2 protein-coding genes are annotated in these 20,211 nt (G+C 61.1%); both read right to left on the bottom strand.

Annotated elements, in window-relative coordinates; translation table 11 throughout:
- Nucleotides 1-27: 27 nt before the first annotated feature.
- The gene (locus tag B9Z47_RS18910) at nt 28-14,454 is read right to left on the bottom strand and encodes a tandem-95 repeat protein (protein WP_255418456.1); all 14,427 of its coding nucleotides are present in this window, start codon (nt 14,452-14,454) and stop codon (nt 28-30) included.
- Nucleotides 14,455-14,705: 251 nt separating this feature from the next.
- Nucleotides 14,706-20,036: a hypothetical protein gene (locus tag B9Z47_RS08315; protein ID WP_108330813.1), complete on the bottom strand. Its 5,331-nt coding sequence runs from the start codon at nt 20,034-20,036 to the stop codon at nt 14,706-14,708.
- Nucleotides 20,037-20,211 lie beyond the last annotated feature (175 nt).

The raw sequence follows: 20,211 nt of genomic DNA, 5'->3' as shown, positions 1-20,211 counted from the left end.
GCGGGAATTTGACAATGCATGTTGGGTTCAACTTTGCAGCGGTTGCAGCAAGTGCTCTGCAAGCATGTCCACGGTGTAGCCGACATTCAGAGGTGCAACCACAGAGGATGTTTTTCCTTCGCCCTCGAACAACTCGCTGCCGGCCTGCTCTGCCGCGTGTGCGCTCTGGATCATGTCGTACAGGAACAGCTTGACGCTGGTCTCTGCAGACAGCGGCTGCGCCTTGGCTGCACTCGCCTGGGTCTGCGCCACAAATCCGGCCAAGTCCAGCTCGGGCACGCTTTGGTAAGCAAACGCCGCGTCGGCCACCAACATCTCGCCGCCGCCTGACAGCTGCGCCGTGCTGCGGCCCGCTTCCTGCACCCCCACCGCCGGGGCTCGCACCACGCCGTCGCTGCTCAGCTCGATTGCCTCAATGCCCACTTGCGTCAGGCTGCGCACTTCGCCCGCCTCGCTCACGCCGTTGCCGTTGCCGTCTTGCCAGACTTTGAACTCGCCAAACTTCGCATCTTGCGCGTTCAACACGCCGTCCCGGTTGCTGTCAAACGCTGCCGCCAATCCCTGCAAGTCGGTGCTGCTCACGCCGCCGTATTGGCTGAACGCGTATTGGCTGTTGTCGTGCACCAAACCATCGGCGTACTTGTCCCACACCAGCACGCCGTCCTGGCGACCCGCCCAGGCCGTCTGGTCCAGCTGGCCGTCGTTGTTCACGTCCATCAGCGTCTGGCTGTAAGACAAGTCGCCGTCGCGGTTCAAGTCCAGCACCACAGGCGCCACGCTGTCGTTGTTGGTCACCAACACGCCCGCCTTCACCAGCACTTGCGCCATGTTGCCTGCGTTTTGGTACACGTCGTATGTCACGGCTCCGTTGCTGACGGTGCCAACGTTGGTCCAAAAACCGGTGTCGGCCGCAAACACCACCGTGTCGATGTCCGTGCCGTTCACCACCAGCTGGTGGTACCGGGTGGTCGCACTCAGCGCCGTTCCCGTTGTGTTGGTCCAGACGTTACCGTCTTCACTGGCCGTGCCCGTGTGGATCACGTTGAAGCCGGCCATGTCCTTGACATCACGGGCTGTCAGCGTCAGCGTGTTGGCGGCAGTGTCTGCGCCCATCACGATGCGCTCGATGCTCTCGATGCGGCTGTTTTCTTTCAAGCCCAGCACACTGGTATTGCGGATGGTCGTGAGGTCCAGATTGGCCCCACTGCTCAGGCGAATCGTGTCAAAACCACTGCCACCGTCCACAAAGGCTTTGGCCGTCTGGCCCGTCGCGTTGTTGGCCAGTTGGGTCACATCCGTGCCTGTGAGCACGATGGTGTCATCCCCCATACCGGCAAAGAAACGGTCTACGCCGCCACCGCCCGTCAAGGTGTCGTCACCCGTTGACCCCACCAGGGCTTCAGAGGCGGCGGCTCCGGTGATGGTGCCTTGACCTTTGACCACCGACGTGATCCATTGCGTGCCGCCCAGCACCACGTTGTAGCTGCCGGCCGTAACGTTGCTCGGTCCGCCCACGATCAAGTCGTCCAGGCCGTCACCGTTGATGTCACCCGCCGCAGAAACCGCAAACCCCACCTGGCCAGTGATCTGGAAGCCCTGGCTCGGTGAAAGCGAGCTTGCTGCCGTGCCCACCGACATGCTGGTGCCACTGGCGTTGCCATAAATCACATACACCGCATTGGTGAAGCCACCACCGCCAGACACCATCAAGTCCATCAAGCCATCACCGTTGACGTCGCCAGCGCCCGAGACCCGCAAGCCCAGGTATTCCGAGGTTGTCGATGCGATTTTGAAGCCCAAAGAAGGTGTACTTGCCACACTGCTCAGGTTCACCGAAGACCCTGTGCTGTTGCCGTAAACCACATAAGCCGCGCCGTAGTTGGAATTGGTGCCGGCCGTATAGGTGCTCACAATCACATCGGCCAAACCATCGCCGTTGACATCGCCCACCATGTCCACGCTGCGCAAACCCGAATTAAGGTCCGCCACGATCTTGTAACCCATGGAGCTTGGAACCGTGGTACCGGTGATTTGATAGGAAGTCCCCGTGCTGTTGCCATAAATCACATAAGCAGCGCCGGTAGGCGGAGCCGTGCTGCCTTCCCCAGGCGCACTCACCACCATGTCGGCCAAACCGTCGCCGTTGACGTCGGCACCGCCAGACACCACGTAGCCAAAACCGTGGTTGTCGGTCGATCCGGCAATCCTGTAGCCACTGGACGCTGCAATGGTCTCGCCGCTGAAGTCGAACCCGGCACTGCCGGTGTTGCCATACACCACAAACACTTGGCCCGTGCTGGTGCCTTTGCCGTCATTTCGGGCCACGATCAGGTCGGCCAGGCCGTCGCCGTTCACGTCGCCAGCGTTGCTGACGTGCACACCGAAGAAAAACGCTTGACTGGTGCCGCTGCCTTTGACCCTGAAGCCCAGACTGGACGCGATGGTTCCACCGGACAAACTGAGGTCTGTCGCATTGCTGCTGCCATAGACCACATAGGCTGCGTTGTTGCCAGACCAAGTGGTTGGATTCGCGTAAGTACCCACCAACACGTCCATCAAACCGTCACCGTTGATGTCACCCAAACCCGACACGCTGTAACCCAACTCGCTGTTGGAGCCGCCCGTCATCTTGAAACCTGCGCTTGCAGCAATGGTGCTGTTGCTCAAATTAGGCAAGGTGCCAGAGGCGTTGCCGTACACCACATACGCTGCGCCAGAATAGCTGGAAGTGCCATGCGCCCCCACGATCACATCGTCATAGCCATCCCCGTTGAAGTCGCCCACTTCGGACATCGACATGCCCAGGTAACTCGAGGTTTGACCGGCATTGGCCGTCAAAGCAATGCTGCCGTCTGCGCTGGCCGTGGTGAAGTTCAGATCGGTGCTGTTGTTCAGCCCTGCAAATGAACTGCCCGCTGCATTTTTGATGGCGGCGGGGTTGATCTTGAGGTAGTAGTTGCTGGCACCGGCCAAGTTGGCAGTCGGGTTGATGCTCAAGGTGTTGCCTGTCCAACCCGTCACCTCGGTGGTGGTGGCCGCATCAAAGCTCTGCACCAAGGTGCCCGTGCTGCTGTTCCACAGCTCAATGGTGCCGGTACCCCGAACCACCGCCTGATCGAAGCTCAAGGTGATGGCGTCACTCAAGGCCATCATGTAGCCGTTGTCACCCGGCGTGCTCGACACCAGGGCGGGCCCGCCCAAGGCCTGCACCGCCACACCCGATTTGACCAACACCTGCGAAGCCGTGCTGGTGTTTTGATAAACCGTGTAATTGTTGACGCCGTCGCTGACCGTGCCCTCCAGGCTCCATGGCCCCACGGGGGTGCTGAGCACCAGACTGTCGTTGCTGCCACCCTCCACCACCATCTGATGGAAGTTGGTGATCGCTTTCAAGGCCTGACCCGACACATTGGTCCAGGTCTTGCCATCGGCACTGGGGGTGCCGGTGTGGATCAGGTCAAAGCCTGCCATGTCCTTCACATCGGTGGTCGTCAGCGTGAGCGTGTTGGCTGCAGCATCCGTGGCCAAGTCGATGCGTTCAATGCTTTCGATGCGGCTGTTTTCTTCCAAGCCCATGGCACCGGCATTGAAGATGGTGGTCAGATTCAGCGCAGCACCACCGCTCAAGCGCAGTGTGTCAAAACCCCCACCACCGCTCACGCTGGCCTTGGCTGTTTGGCCTGCGGCCACGTTACCCAAGTTGGTCACGTCGCTGGCGCTGAGCACGATCGTGTCGTCACCCAAACCGGCAAAGAAACGGTCTACACCGCCGCCGCCCGTCAGGGTGTCGTTGGCGGTTGAGCCCAGAACGGCCTCAGAGGCTGCTGTGCCCGTGACAGCGCCGTTGCCCACCACCGAAGCGGTCAGCCACTGCGTGCCACCAAAGACAATCTTGTAGCTGTTCAAGTTGCCAGTGGTCGACGACTTTTCGGCAATCACCAAGTCGGTCAGACCGTCACCGTCAAAGTCGCCCGCGAACGACACATCCTGCGCGGTCACCGCGTTGTCGGTGGTCGAATAGGTGAGTTTGAAGCCTTGTGATGCCGCAATGGTTGCTGCAGTCAAATCCACATCCACACCCGTGGCACTGCCGTACACCACATACGAGGAGCCGCTCTTGGAGCCCACGATCACGTCGGCAAAACCGTCGCCGTTGATGTCGCCCGCGCTTGAGACTTGGCTCAAGACCGCACCCGTGGTGGCGCCGCTGAAAATACGGAAACCTTGCGAAGCGGCCAAGGCCGCGTTGGTCACCGTCAAGCTTGTAGGAGCAGAACTGCCATACACCACATAAGCAGCGGTGTAGGTTTGATCAGCGTCGGTCGCCACGATCAAGTCGGCATAGCCGTCACCGTTGACGTCGCCTGCGCTCGAGACGCTGGTGCCCAATTGGATACCATTGGTGGAAGTTGAACCACTGATCTTGAAGCCCTGGCCTGCAGCCACAAGGGCATCCATCGTGCCACCCATTGTCGCACCGCCAAAAATGACGTAACTCGCTCCGTTGCTGGTGGACCCGGTATTGGGTGCACCCACAATCACATCGGCCAAACCGTCACCGTTGATGTCGCCAGCGCCTGACACAGAGAAGCCCGCCTTGTCACCGGCTTTGCCCGAGAGCAGCAAACCGTCCTGGGCTGCAATGCTGTAGTCGGTGCCCAGTACCAACGTACTGCCATTGGTTTTGCCATAAACCACATAAGCTGAACCGCCACTGGCGTTCACACCCAAAGACGGCGCGCCCATGATGAAGTCACCCATGCCGTCGCCGTTGAAATCACCCACGCCTGAGACACTGCTGCCCAAAGCGATACTGCCCTTGCCACCCACGATTTTGAAGCCGCGCGACGCAGCTATGTTGCCGCTGGAAATGTCCAAGGCCGCAGGATTGGCACTGCCGTACACCACAAACGCCGCACCAGCACTGGTGCCACCTTGGCCGTCGGTGGAGGAACCTATCAACACATCGGCAAAACCGTCGCCGTTGACGTCGCCAATGCCCGTCACCGATGTGCCCAATGAATTACTGCCGTAAATCTTGAAGCCCTGGTCGGCCGCAATCACGCCGTTGCTCATGATCGCACCGGCGTCCAGCTTCATACCCTCGCCAAGGGCGTTGCCGTAGACCACATACACGCCGGACTGACCGCCCGCCACACCGATCAGCAGGTCGTCGAAACCGTCACCGTTGAAGTCGCCTGCCGTCGCTACCGACCGCAAAAACGAAGAAGAACTGGCCGCACTGGCAAACGAAGTCGTGACGGCATAACTGCCATCGGCCGCCTGGGTGGAGAAGTTCAGCTGAAGGTCGCTGTTCATGCCCGCATAGGCCAAGCCTGACGAGTCCTGAATGGCGTTGTCGCTGACTTTGAGGAAATAGTCAGTACCCGCCAACAAGTTGGCCGAGGGGTTGATGCTCAACAGGCTGGTGCCCCAGCCTGTGACCAGCGCGCTGGTGCTCACGTCAAACGCTTCCACCGGCATGCCTGTGGTTTTGTTCCACAGCTGAATGAAGCCTGTGCCTTTGACCACGTTCTCGCTGAACTGCAAGGTGATGTTGTTGCCCAGGTTGGCCGTGTTCACAAAGTCGTTGTCGGCTGGCGTGCTCCACAAGAGGGTGGGTGCCTGGGTGTTCACCGCCACGCCCTGCTGCACCAGCAGCTGCGAGTGGGTGCCGTCGTTCTGGTACACGGTGTATTGGCTGGTGCCGTTGCTCACGGTGCCCACGTTGGCCCAGGTGCCCCCGTTGGCCGTCAGTGCCACGGTGTCGTTGCTGCCGCCCTCCACCACCATCTGGTGGTAAGGCGTGGTGGTGCCCAGCGCTGTGCCGGTCACGTTGGTCCAGGTCTTGCCGTCTTCACTGGCGCTGCCGGTGTGAATCTGGTTGAAGCCGGCCATGTCGTTGATGTCTTTGTTCGAGATCTTGAGCACGTTGGCCGCCGTATCGGTGGCCATGTCGATGCGCTCCATGCCTTCAATGCGGCTGGTTTCGTCGATGCCCATGGCCGCAGCGTTGGAGATTTTGAGCAAATCAAGGCTGGCACCGCCGGTCAGGCGAACCGTGTCAAAGCCTGTGCCGCCGCTGAGGGTGGTCTTGACCGTTTGGCCTGTGCTGTTGTTTTGCAAATTGGCGATGTCACTGGTGGTGAGCACGATGGTGTCGTCGCCACGGCCTGCAAAGAACCGGTCCACACCGCCGCCGCCGGTCATGGTGTCGTTGCCGGTGGAGCCGATCAAGGCTTCGTTACCCGCTGTGCCGGCAAAGTCACCCGAGCCGTTGAGCGCAGCGGTGACCCACTGCGTGCCGCCCAGCACCACGTTGTAGCTGTACTTGGACCCACCCAGAGTGGACGAGACCAACAGGTCGTTCAAGCCGTCGCCGTTGATGTCGCCGGCGCTGGCCACCGAATTGCCCACCCCGCCCACCAGCTTGAAGCCGTTGCTGGCGGCAATGTTGCCACTGGCGTCGATGGCCACGGTGGTACCGCTGGCATTGCCGTACACCACATAGGTGGTGTGCGCTCCGCCCCCAACGTCACTCCCGGTGATGATCATGTCGCTCAAGCCGTCACCGTTGATGTCGCCGGCACTGGCGAGACTGGTGTAGCCATTGCCAAGGTTGGCGTTGACGGTGGTGTTGCCATTGGTGATTTTGAAACCACGGCTCGGATCGATCACGCCGTTGCCCACATTCAGGTCCAGGGCTGTGCCACTGCTGTTGCCATACAAGACGTACACCACGCCACCGCCCGAGGCGGAATTGCCGCCATTAGCCGCCTCATAGGGCGAGCTGACCATGACGTCGGCTAGGCCGTCGCCGTTGACGTCGCCAGCGCTGGACACCCCAGTGCCAAAGTATGAGTTGGTACCAGAACGTGTAAGGCCTGTCACTTTGAAACCTTGGCTGGCATCAATGTTGTTGTTGGCGTCCAACTGAACGGGGGTACCCGTGCTGTTGCCATAAACGACAAACGCAGCACCCGCTTTGCCAACCGATCCGAAGTTGTTGGCCCCCACAACGAAGTCGGCCAGTCCGTCCCCGTTCACGTCGCCTGCGCCGTACACGGATGCGCCCAACTCTGCGACGGCACCTGCGAATAGGTTGTAACCCAGGTCGGCCGTGAAATCGGCGTAGGACGTCAGGTTGAGGGCTTGTGAGCCCGTTTTGCCGTAAATAACGTACGCATTGCGGAAATTGCTGGTGCCTTGGTCAGAGGTCACCAGCAGATCGCTCAAGCCATCGCCGTTCACGTCGCCCGCGTTGCTCACCGCATGACCAAGGTAGGTCTCGGTGATGTGGATCTGGTAACCATTGGTGGCAGCGATGCCGTTACCAACAGTGAAGCTGCTGCCATACACGGTGCTGGCGTTGTTTTGGCCAAAGACGACAAAGGCCGAGTTACCGGTGGGGTAGACGTTGCCACCGTATTTGGCCGTCACCACCAAATCGGCCAGACCGTCACCGTTGGTGTCGCCTGCGCTGTTGACGGCGACGCCAAAGTAATCGGCAACAGTCAATCCCGTTGAAATTTTGAAACCCGCACTGGCCGCAATGCTGCCGCCACTCAAGTTGGGCACGGTGCCGCTGGCATTGCCGTAAATCACATACGCCGCACCTGTGCTGTTGGCAACGCCCGCACCCACAATGAAGTCGTCGTAGCCGTCACCGTTGAAGTCCCCAATGGTGGACAAGTCTTGGCCCAAATAAACCCCAGTCTGACTGCTGGTAGTCGGCACCACAATGGCACCGCTGGCATCGGGTGTGGTGAAGTTGAGCGTGGTGGCATCGGCAATGCCCGCGTAGGCGTTGCCCGTCAAGTCTTTGACGGCGGTGGCGGCGACCTTGATGTAGTAACCGGTGTTAGCCAACAAGTCAGCCGTGGGGTTGATCGTCAAGTTGCTGCCGCTCCAGGTCAGTGCGGTGCTGGTGGCGGCGTCAAAGCTTTGCACCAGCGTGCCGTCGGCTTTGTACAACTCGATCAGGCCCGTGCCTTTGACCACGCTTTCGCTGAAGTTCAGCACCAGGTCGTTGCCCACGGCCGTCACGTAGCCGTTGTCACTCGGGTTGCTGCCCACCAGCGTGGGGACTTCGTCCACCCACACCTGCACGCCGTCACGCACAATCACTTGCGACAGGGTGCTGTTGTTTTGGTACACCTGATAGCTGTAAGTGCCATTGCTTGCCGTGCCGACCTTGTTCCACAGGCCCGGACCCGTGCGCATGTCCAGCACATCGCGGCTGTCGCCCTCTACCACCAGCTGGTGGTAGCGCGTGGTGGTCGCAAAGGCGGTGCCGCTCAGGTTGGTCCACACTTTGCCGTCGGGGTTGGTGGCGGTGTTGCCGCCCAGGCGCACGGTGTTGAAGCCGGCCATGTCGTTCACGTCACGGCCATTCAGGGTCAGGGTGTTGCTGGCGGTGTCGGTGGCCAGGTCGATGCGCTCGATGCTGTCGATTCGGCTGGCACCGCTGGTGCCCGAGGCGTCCACGTTGCTCACTTGCGTCAGGTCCAGGCTGGCACCGCCACTCACTTCAATCGTGTCGTAATGGTTACCGCCGTCCACGCGGGCCAGCTGGGTGGTGTTGCCGTTGGCCCCCATGTCGCTTTGCAGCGCAGCGATGTTGCTGGCGTTCAGCACAAAGGTGTCGCGGCCCTTGCCGCCATACATCACGTCGGCACCGCCGCCACCGATCAAAACGTCGAACCCCTCACCTGCCGCAAAGGTTTCTGCGGCGCTGGAGCCTGTGAGGGTGTCTGGGCCTACGGTACCCAGACGGTCCACCGTGGTGGCAAACTGGCTGCCCCCCAAGATGACATAACTCTTGCCCGCACCGACTCCGCCAGCGGGGTCGGCATCGCGTGCCGAGACCAGCAAGTCGGCAAAGCCGTCACCGTTGATGTCGCCTGCATAGCTGACGCTGCTGCCCGCCAAGTCGTCCGTCGATTGGCCATAAATCACAAAGCCGCCTGAGCCGTTGGCAATGTTGGTGAGGTTCACGCCCGTGCTGTCGGTTTTGCCATACACCACGTAGCTGCGTCCTGCGTCCACCAGGCCGTCGCGGTCTGCGCGCAATGCCCCGACGATCATGTCGGCCAGGCCGTCCCCGTTGACGTCGCCGGCATAGCTCACGCGCCCGGCCATGTCCCCGTCACTTTCGCCGCGAATGACGTAACCGCCCGTGCTGGTGGTCAAGGCAATCACCGACACGTTCATGGACGTGAGGTTGGAGCCACCAAACACCACGTAGCTGCGTCCGGCATCGGTGTTGCCGCCAGGGTCCGAGAAGAATGAGCCCACCAGCAAATCGGCATAGCCGTCGCCGTTGACGTCGCCTGCATTGCTGACAAGACCAGCCTGGTCGCCTGCACAGTTGCCCGAGAGTGCAAAGCCCCCGTTGTTGACCGCCACTTTGCTCAAGTCAACAAAGCCGGTGTCGGTCTTGCCATAGACCACATAGCTGCGGCCACTGGCACCGTTGGCGTTGGTGGCTCCAATGATCAAATCGGCCAGTCCGTCGCCGTTCACGTCGCCTGCGCTGCTGACACTGGCACCGCTGCGGTCACCGGCAGATTCACCCAGGACCACAAAGCCGCCTGTGCCATTGGCCACATCGCGCAAGCTGATGGCGCCTGTGCTTTTGCCAAACACCACGTAGGTGCGGCCAGCGTCGATGCCGCCTGCAGGGTCAGAGTCAGGCGCACCAATGATGAAGTCAGAGATGCCGTCACCGTTCACGTCGCCTGCGCTGCGGATGCTCCTGCCGGTGAGTTCGTCTACCGTGGTGTCCAGCGATGAGCGGCCATAAATGTAGAAGCCGCCCGAGTTGGCCGCGATGTCGCTGGCATTGACCGCGGTGGTGCTGGATTTGCCGTACACGATGTACGTGTGGCCCACGTTGTCACCGGTGGCGGTGGCCGAGAAGCGCCCATTGGTCGCGCTGACCATGACATCGGCCAGCCCATCGCCGTTGACGTCGCCTGCAGCGCTGACCGAGGTGCCCAAATAGTCCGATTCACTCCAGCCATTGACCACAAAGCCGCCGACGCCAGCCTCCACAGCGCTGAGGTTGATGGCGGCCAAACCCACTTTGCCGAACACCACATAGGATTTGCCCGCGTTGAGGGTAGCGCCCACTTCGGCCTGGTCTGCGCCGATCAAAATGTCGTCAAAACCGTCGCCGTTGACGTCCCCCGCATTCGAGACGGTCCAGCCGGATCGGTCACCAGTGCTGTCGCCATTGATGACGAAGCCGCCCAGGCTGCTGTTGATGTTGTTCAGGTCCACCGGGAGCATCTGGCTGATGGTGTCCATGTCGGTCGAAAAAGCCGTTGTCGCGCCATTGGGCACGGTGCTGACAAAGGTCCCTTCGGTGCCGCTGGTCTGGTCCCAGGCACGGAAAGTCAGCGCATCGCTGACCAAGCCACTGGCCACGCCGGTCACGGGTTTGAAGTACAGACGGTTGTTCGCGTCCGCGCCGATCAACAAGGCGTTGGTCTCGCTCAGCGTGCCGGACACTTGCGTCCAGCTGGTGCCGCCATTGGTGCTGTACCAGAGCGTGCCTTGGGTGTTCACGCCGGTGATGGCCATGCCGTGCAGCGCGCCTGTGTCGATGTCGGTGACGCCGCCCACAAAGTTGCTGACCAGACTGCCCACCGCGCCAACGGGATTGCCCGAATAGGTGCCCAGAGTCGTCAGGCTCAAAGCGGTATCGGCCAGCACGGGCGCATCGTTGGCAGGATTGACCGTGATGGCCACGGAGTCACTGTCGCTGAGCGTGCCGTCACTGCTGGTCATGGTCAGCGTGGCACTGCCATTGAAGTTGGCCGTGGGTTTGTAGGTCACGGCGTTGGCCGTGGTCAGCAAGGTGTTGACGGCGCTGACGGTGCCCGTCAGCGTCACGCTGGTGCTGTTGTTGTTGGTCAGGGTCACGCCGGTGCCCCCCAGCAGGGTCAGGGTGCCGTTGGTGACGGCCAGCGTCACGGTCAGACTGGTGCCCGCATCCGCATCGCTGACACCCAGGCCGGTGATGACTTGGTTGGTGTCTTCCGTCGCGGTCTGATCTGCCGGAACCGCGTTCACAGGGGCGTCGTTGACGGCGGTGACGTTGACGGTGATGGTGTAAGCGGCGACGCTGGTGTTCACACCGCTGTTGGCAACGCCGCCGTTGTCTTGTACCTTGAAGCCGAATGTGGCGTAGCCGGTGCCATTGCCGTTGGCTGCGGGTGCGTAGACCAAGTTACCCAAATTGGCAACGGCAATGGGCACGTTGAGGGCGACCGCTACGCCGCTGAGCTTGAGCGTGCCCGCCGTGGGAAGCGCCGTGATCATCACCGCGCTCAAAGCATTGGCCGGCGAATCGGCAGCGTCGGCAAATCCGAAGTCGGCCGCTGTGAAGACCCGGCTGCCATCCTCGGTCACAGTGATGGTGCCGTTGGTGCCTGTGGGCGCGTCGTTGACAGAAGCCACAGCGATGGTCACGGTGTCGCTGTCCGACAGCGTGCCGTCGCTGCTGGTCATGGTCAGCGTGGCGTTGCCATTGAAGTTGGCCGCAGGCTTGTACGTCACGGCGCTCGCGGTGGCCAGCAACACGTTGATGGCGCTGACGGTGCCCGTCAGCGTCACACTGGCGGTGTTGTTGGTTGCCAGGGTCACGCCTGCGCCACCCAATAGGGTCAACGTGCCGTTGGTCACCGCCAATGTGACGGCGATGCTGCCCGTGGCGTCGACATCGGTGACCTGCAGGCCACCGATGACTTTGTTGGTGTCTTCGTTGGTGCTTTGCGCACCGGGCACGGTGTTGACCGGGGCGTCGTTCACGGCCGAGACCGTGATGGCCACGCTGTCGGTGTCGGTCGCCGCATTGCTGTCGGTGGACAAGACTGTGAGCGTGTCCGAGCCGCTGTAGTTGGCATTGCCTTGGTAGAACAGAGAATTCAAGGCCTGGTTGATCTGCGATGGCAAGGCCGTCAGAGTCAAGGTGCTGCTGCCGTTCGCACCGGCCGTGATGAAGCCTTCATAGAACGAACCGATGCCCACCGTGCCGTTGAGCACAGTGAGCTTGACGGTGGCCAAGTTGCCATCCACATCGTCCACGCTCAGACTGGAGATGGCCAAACCCGTGTCTTCGGTGGCCGTCAAAGTGGCAGGCACCGTGTTGACCGGTGCGTCGTTCACGGCCGCGACCGTGATGGCCACGGTATTGGTGTCGGTGGCTGCATTGCCATCGGTGGACAAGACCGTGAGTGTGTCCGAGCCGTTGTAGTTGGCGCTGCCTTTGTAGCTGACGCTGCCCAAAGCGGCGTTGATTTGTGCTTGTGTGCCGCTCAGGGTCAAGGTGCTGCTGCTGTTGGCACCGGCGCTGATGGTGGCTCCTCCCGCCAGGCTCACGTTCAAGGTGCCGAAGTCGACGGTGAGTTTGGCGGTCGTCAAATTGCCGTCCACATCGTTGACGCTCAGACCCGTGATGGCCAGGCTGGTGTCTTCCGTGGCGTTTTGTGCGGCGGGCACGGTGTTGACCGGGGCGTCGTTCACAGCCGAAACCGTGATGGCCACGGTGTCGCTGTCAGTCAGGGTGCCGTCGCTGGCCAACAAGGTCAGGGTGTCCGAACCGTTGTAGTTGGCATTGCCCTTGTAACTGACACTGCCCAAGGCTGAGTTGATCTGCGTTTGCGTGCCACTCAGGGTCAGGGTGCCGCTGTTGTTAGCACCTGCGCTGATGATGGCACCACCGGTCAGATTCACGTTCAGCGTGCCGTTGAGCACGGTGAGCTTGGCCGTGGCCAGGTTGCCGTCCACGTCGTTGATGCTCAGGCCCGTGATGGCTTTGCTCGTGTCTTCGACAGCTGTCTGCGCACCGGGCACGGTGTTGACGGGTGCGTCGTTGATGGCCGTCACGGTGATGGCCACTGTGTCCGTGTCGGTGATGCCCGTGGCATCGGTTGACAAGACGGTCAGGGTGTCTGCACCGTTGTAATTGGCATTGGCTTTGTAGGCCAGACCTGCCACGACCGTGTTCAGCGCAGCTTGTGCGCCCGTCAACTTGACGGTGCTGCTGTTATTGGCACCGGCCGTGATGGTCACGCCCCCACTGAGGAGGACATTCAAAATACCGTTTTGCACCGTCAACTGGACACTGGCCAGGTTGTTGTCAGTGTCACTGACACTGATGCCCGCGATGGACTGGAGTGTGTCCTCGGGGACGGTTTGTGCGGCCGGCACGGTGTTGACCGGGGCGTAGTTGACGCTGGAGACCAGAATGTTCAGCGTATCGACATCGCTCAAAGACCCATCGCTGGTGGTGATGGTGAGTGCAGCGGTGCCGTTGAAGTTGGTGGTGGGCGTGAACCGCACACCCAGCGGATCGCTCAGCAAGTTGTTCAAGTCAGCCAGTGACCCGGTCACCTGAACACTGGCGCTGTTGTTGCCCACAAAGCTGATGCCCGAGCCTGTCAAGAACAAAACGCCGTTGGTCACGGCCAAGGTCATGGTCATGTTGCCAATGCCCACATCGGGGTCGGCAATTTGCAAGCCTGTGATGTATTTGGCCGTGTTTTCTGCGGTGCTTTGCGTGCCTGGCAAGGTGTTGACAGGGGCGTCGTTGGTGCCGGTGATGTTGACACTCACCTGCTTGGTGGTGCCATCGGTGGCCATGACGTTGAAGGTGTCTGTGTAAACCTGGGAGGCCACGAACTGGTTTTGCGCCGAGTTCATGGTGTAGCTCCACACACCTGCGGCGGTCAGGCCGAGCTTGCCATAGGTGCCTGCGGTGTTGACTTGTTCGATGAACGTGGCGGCGCTGTCCACATCGCTGATGGTGAGCGTGCCACTGGTCGACTGAACGGCGTTGGTCTCTGTCAGCGATTGGCTCAGTTGCCCGCCAATGACCGCCGCATCGTTGACCGGGGTCAGGGTGATTTTGAGCGTGGTTTGCGTAGTGTTGCCCGCCGCATCGGTCACCTTGTAGGTGAAGGTCTCCACCAGGTCAGCGGTGATTTCATCGGCAGCGCTGGTGCGCGTGTAGGTGTAACTGCCGTTGGGGTTGAGCACCAGGCTGCCTTTGGCACCCGTGGCACTGCCCACGATGGCGTAGGTCTCGCTGCCGTCTTTGCTGGTGTCGTTGGTGGCCACGGTGCCGGACAAGCTGGCCACGTCTTCGTTGCCACTGTTGACATCGGCCACAGCCACCGGGGCGGCGATGTCGATCGTGAAGGGCAGCGCTGTGGTGGACGAGGTGGTGTTGCCATACGCATCGGTGGACGTGGCCGTCACGCTGTGCAGACCTGGGGCCATGGCGGTGGTGGGCGTGAAGCTCCAGGCCCCAACGCCGTTGGCGGTGGTGGTACCCAAGAGGGTGACCCCGTCATACACCTTGACCACCGCATTGCCCTCGGTGATGCCACTGAAGGTGGGCTTGTCGTCGTTGGTCACGCTGTTGGCGGCTATCGTGCCCGTCACCGGGGCCACATCGTCCGTGCCGATCAGGGTGATCGAAGCCGGGGCCACGTTGTCCACGTTGTAACGCCAGTCATACACGCCGGGCGTGGATTGCGGGCCAAACGTACCGGCCGTGTTTTCAATCTGCGCCACATACAGCACGCTGTCGCTGTTGCCCAGCCCGGTGTTGTCGGTCAGCGTCCAGGTGCTTTGGCCTGTGCCGCTGGTGGTGACCGCAGCCGTGCCCACTTTGATCAGGGCGTTGGTGCCAGTCAGCCATTGGCCTTTGGTGGTGTCCCACTTGAAATACAGGTTGTCCTGCCCACCGCTGTTGACACCGGGCGAGCCCAAATTGCCAACCACCGTGCTGCCTGCGTACACCGTGATGCCCCAGCCGGAGCCTTTGCTGATGACCACCATGTCGCCGTTGGCGGGGGTGGTGGGCAGGTACACATTGCCTGTGCGCCGTAGTTGCCATTGCCGTTGTTGTAGTAAGTCAGCGCATTGCCGCTCAAAATTTGATCGCCAGCCAGTGTGCCGGCCTGCACCACCGTGGCCACGGCCAGGTTGGGCGTGCGGTACACGTTGACGACTTCGTTGGTGGCCAAGGCCGCGCCTTGCGTGGCCCCGCCCAAGGTGCCCAGCAGTTGGGGCGTGGTGTCGTTAGTCGTGCCGCCTGACAACACGGTTGAGGGTGTGCCTGCGTTGTCGTCAATCTGGGTGATGCCGAGGGTCAAGTTCGACACCGGCACATACGCGTAGGTGTGGGTATAGGGCGTGCTGCCGTTGCCTGCGGTGTCCACCACTTTGGCTTGCAAGGTGTTGCTGCCCACCAGCGTCACGCCCGGCAAGCTCCAGGTGCTGGTGCCCACGGTGGCGGTGGCGGCGGTCCAGGTCAGGCCGTTGTCCAGCGAGACCATGACTTGTTCACCCGTGGCCAGGTTGGCGCTCAGGTTGCCGGTGATGGTTTGCGCGGCCACGCTGGTGACGAAGTCGGTGGTGGAGGTGCCGGTGTCGGCACTGAGTGCGGCGCTGGTGACGATGGTCACCGGTGCGATCCTGTCCATCGACACCACGCGTGTTGCCTGGCTGCTGACGGCCTGCACCAATTCTGATGCGGTGATGGTGTTGGCGCCTTCCAGAAACAGGTCTTTGTTGTCGCTGAATGTGCCGTTGTTGACGACACCGCTGATGGCGGTGCTGCCCACGGTGGGGGTGGTGCCAGCCGCCGCTGCGTTGAGCTGGGTCGTGGTCATGGCCGACATGTCGGTCAACGAGGTGTAAATGGTCGCGCCGTTCAAACCCATCGAGTTGCTGTAGCCATAGCCGTTGATACCCTGCACTGCACCCGCCTTGACGCTGTCCACGGCGTAACTGGCACCCAAGTCGATTTGGACCCATTGCTCGCCAGCAGCCAAGACGCTGACGCCGCCACTCAAACTGCCATCGGTCAAGACGGTGGTCGTGCCGCTCACGCCGCCCAGCGAGGTGGTGACGGTTTTGCCCGCTGCCAGGTTGGTGCCGCCTTGGCTGGCACTGAGTTCAGAGATGCCAAAGTAACCGTCGGCGTCCCCGCCGTTGCCGTTCAACAGATTCTTGCGCACCATGATGTAGCGCACTTGCTGCACCGCGGCCACGGGGCTGGCGTTGTAGCTCCAGTCGCCCAAAGCATCGGCTGTCACTTCGCGAATGGCCCCGTTGATGTTCAGCGACACCAGGGCGTTGGGGTCGGCCTTGCCCGTGAGCGGGATGGCTTCGCCTTTGGCCACCAGGTCATCGGTGGACACCACGTTGATGGTGACGGGCTGAACCACGTATTCGCTGACGGTGTCAGGGGTTTGCGAAAACGCGGTGGTGCCGCCCGAGGGCGTGACGTTGGCGGTTTGGCCTTCGGTGCCCGTGGTGGTGTCCCAGGCGCGGAAGGTCAAGGCATCGGCCACAGCGCCGGCGGTGGTGGCTGCAGCTTTGAAGTAAACGCGGTTGTCCGCATCGGCTTTGAGCAGACGGGCCGTGCTGGTGGTGGCATCGGTGAGTTCGGTCCAGTTGGTGCCGCCGTTGAGGCTGTAGTACAGCGTGCCCTTGGCGGTGTTGACGTCGGTGATGGCAATGCCCTTGACCGCGCCCGCATCGATGTCGGACACGCCGCCCACCAGGGTGCTGACCAGTACGCCCACGGCCCCTGTGGGCACCGCACCGCTGCCCTGAAGGACTGCCGACATGCTCACGTTGGTGTCGGCCAGCACGGGGGCATCGTTGACGGCGGTGACGTTGATGGTCAGGGTGTTGGCGGTGGCGCTGGTGTCCACCCCGCCGTTGGCCATGCCCCCGTTGTCTTTGACCTTGAAGCCAATGGTGGCGTAGCCGTTGCCGTTGGCGTTGGGTGTGGGCGCATACACCAAGGTGCCAAGATCAGCCACGGCGATCGGCAGGCCTTGCGTGACCAGCGAGCCGTTGAGTTTGAGTGTGCCCGCAACAGGCAGCGCAGTGATGATGACCGTGCTCAGCGCGTTGGCAGGGTTGTCAGCCGCGTCGGCAAAGCCGAAGTCTGCGGCTGTGAAGGTTCTGCTGCCGTCTTCATCCACCGTGAGGGTGGCGTTGGTGCCTGTGGGCGCGTCGTTGACCGCCGTGACGTTGATGGTGGAGTTGACGGTGTTGCCGTTCACGGTGCCATCGTTGACCACGTAGCTGACCGTGCGCGCTGCTGTGCTGGGGGCGTCTGAGGTGTTGTTGTACGCCACGGCGCGCAAGGCGGCTTCCCACTGGGCCTTTGTGGCCGTGCCGCCTGCCGAACTGAGGCTCATCACGCCTGAGGAGGTGTTGTAGCTGCCGGTGATGTTGCCCATGCCGCTGTTGGTGAAGCTCAGCACGTCTTGACCGGTCATGAAGCCGCCCGAGATGGTCACGGTGGCGCTGGTCAAAGTGGCGTTGTCCACGTCGTTCACGGTGATCAGGCCGTTGATGGCCTTGGCCGCATCGTTTTCGGTGTAGGCCAGTGTGCTGCCCACGTTCAGCACCGGTGCGTCGTTGACGGGCGTGAGGTTGATGGTGGAGTTGACGGTGTTGCCGTTCACGGTGCCATCGTTGACCACGTAGCTGACCGTGCGCGCTGCTGTGCTGGGGGCGTCTGAGGTGTTGTTGTACGCCACGGCGCGCAAGGCGGCTTCCCACTGGGCCTTTGTGGCCGTGCCGCCTGCCGAACTGAGGCTCATCACGCCTGAGGTGGTGTTGTAGCTGCCGGTGATGTTGCCCATGCCGCTGTTGGTGAAGCTCAGCACGTCTTGACCGGTCATGAAGCCGCCCGTGATGGTCACGGTGGCGCTGGTCAAAGTGGCGTTGTCCATGTCGTTCACGGTGATCAGGCTGTTGATGACCTTGGCCGCATCGTTTTCGGTGTAGGCCAGTGTGCTGCCCACGTTCAGCACCGGTGCGTCGTTGACGGGCGTGAGGTTGATGGTGGAGGTGACGGTGTTGCCGTTCACGGTGCCGTCGTTGACCACGTAGCTGACCGTGCGCGCTGCTGTGCTGGGGGCGTCTGAGGTGTTGTTGTACGCCACGGCGCGCAAGGCGGCTTCCCACTGGGCCTTTGTGGCCGTGCCGCCTGCCGAGCTCAGGCTCATCACGCCTGAGGTGGTGTTGTAGCTGCCGGTGATGTTGCCCATGCCGCTGTTGGTGAAGCTCAGCACGTCTTCACCGGTCATGAAACCGCCCGAGATGGTCACGGTGGCGCTGGTCAAAGTGGCGTTGTCCACGTCGTTCACGGTGATCAGGCCGTTGATGACCTTGGCCGCATCGTTTTCGGTGTAGGCCAGTGTGCTGCCCACGTTCAGCACCGGTGCGTCGTTGACGGGCGTGAGGTTGATGGTGGAGGTGACGGTGTTGCCGTTCACGCTGCCGTCGTTGACCACGTAGCTGACCGTGCGCGCTGCCGTGCTCGGGTTATCCGACGTGTTGTTGTACGCCACGGCGCGCAGGGCGGCTTGCCATTCGGCCGTGGTGGCTGTGCCGCCTGCCGAGCTCAGGCTCATCACGCCAGCGCTGTAGGTGCCGGTGATGTTGCCCATGCCGGTGTTGGTGAAGCTCAGCACGTCTTCACCAGGCATGAAACCACCCGAGATGGTCACGGTGGCGCTGGTCAAGGTGGAGCTGTCCACGTCGTTCACGGTGATCACGCTGTTGATGACCTTGGCCGCATCGTTTTCGGTGTAGGCCAGTGTGCTGCCCACGTTCAGCACCGGTGCATCGTTGACAGGCATGAGGTTGATGGTGGAGGTGACGGTGTTGCCGTTCACGGTGCCATCGTTGACCACGTAGCTGACCGTGCGCGCTGCTGTGGTGGGGTTATCCGACGTGTTGTTATACGCCACGGCGCGCAAGGCGGTTTCCCACTGGGCCTTTGTGGCTGAGTTGCCTGACGAGATCAGGCTCATCACGCCGGTGGTGGTGTTGTAGCTGCCGGTGATGTTGCCCATGGTCGCGACACCTGCATTGGTGAAGCTCAGCACGTCTTCACCGATCTTGAAACCACCCGAGATGGTCACGGTGGCGTTGCTCAAGGTGGCGTTGTCCACGTCGGTGACGGTGATCAGGTTGTTGATGACCTTGGCCGCTTCGTTTTCGGTGTAGAGCACTGTGCTGCCCACGTTCAGCACCGGTGCGTCATTGCCGGGCGCGACGTTGAAGGTGATAGTGTTGGCCACAGGGTCTTCGTTGATGCCTGCACGGCTGTCCAACACTTTGAACATGAAGTTGGCGTAGCCGTTGCCGTTGGCATCTTGCGCGGCTTGATAAACCAACTTGCCAGCATTGAGGTCTGCAACCGATACAAATTGGTCCATGGTCACGGGCACACCATTGAACTTGAGCAAGCCCAAGGCGGGTGCACTGGCAATTTTGATGCCCTTCATGGTGTACCCCGCAGAAGCGTCGTAACCGAAATCAGCCACCGTCAGCGCGTAAGGCACGTCTTCGTTGGCTTGGACGATTTTGTCTGCGCCGGCGGGCAACTGCGTTGCCAATGTCACGGTGGCCGCATTGACCACGCTGATGTTGGTACCGGCGTTTTGTGCCAACACATCGATCACCAAAACACCATCGACCAAGCCTTGTGTGGGAACACCTTGCAAGCTGAAAGTTTTATCCGCTTGCACCACGGCGGTCACCTCGATGCTGGTGCCATTTTTGTCCCGAATCACCAGGGTCAATTGATCATTGGGGGCCATGGTGGGGGCCTTTCCCACGATGTTGATCTGGTTCAGCCCATTTATCTCGCTCGACGTGATGAGAATCGGGTCACTTTGAGCCATGCCGGCCAAATCAATCTCTGCCGGGACCAAAAGTGCATCCACGCTGGCCGTTGCAGTCAACTTGCCCGGCAAGAGCATGCCGATGTCTGTGGCAAGCACCTCGTAACTGCCATCGGGGCCAACTATGGCCGTGACCGTGGTGGTATTGCCTTGGACATCAGAGATGAGAATGCTGATTTCGGCCCCCACAGCGACGCCTTGCGTCACGCCAAACACCACCAAAGTACCGTCCAAATTATCGGTCCCGAACAATGTCAAGGTTGCGGGGGTGGTCGTCGTGGTGGTGTTTTCTGTGGTCATGGCGGTCTTCTAATCGGCGGGGTTGATGGGGGAATGGCTTGCGCGTGTTCAAAACAAGGCAAGTCTGACTTAATTTTGATTAATTTTATTTAAATAAAATATCAAAATCAACAATTAATCGTTAATAACGATAACTTATTACATGTTTTTACACAAAACCGACGGGGCCGCATCA

It is taken from the genome of Limnohabitans sp. 2KL-1, from assembly GCF_003063435.1.
GTDB lineage: Bacteria > Pseudomonadota > Gammaproteobacteria > Burkholderiales > Burkholderiaceae_C > Limnohabitans_A.
This window is presented reverse-complemented; position numbering and strand designations above follow the sequence as displayed.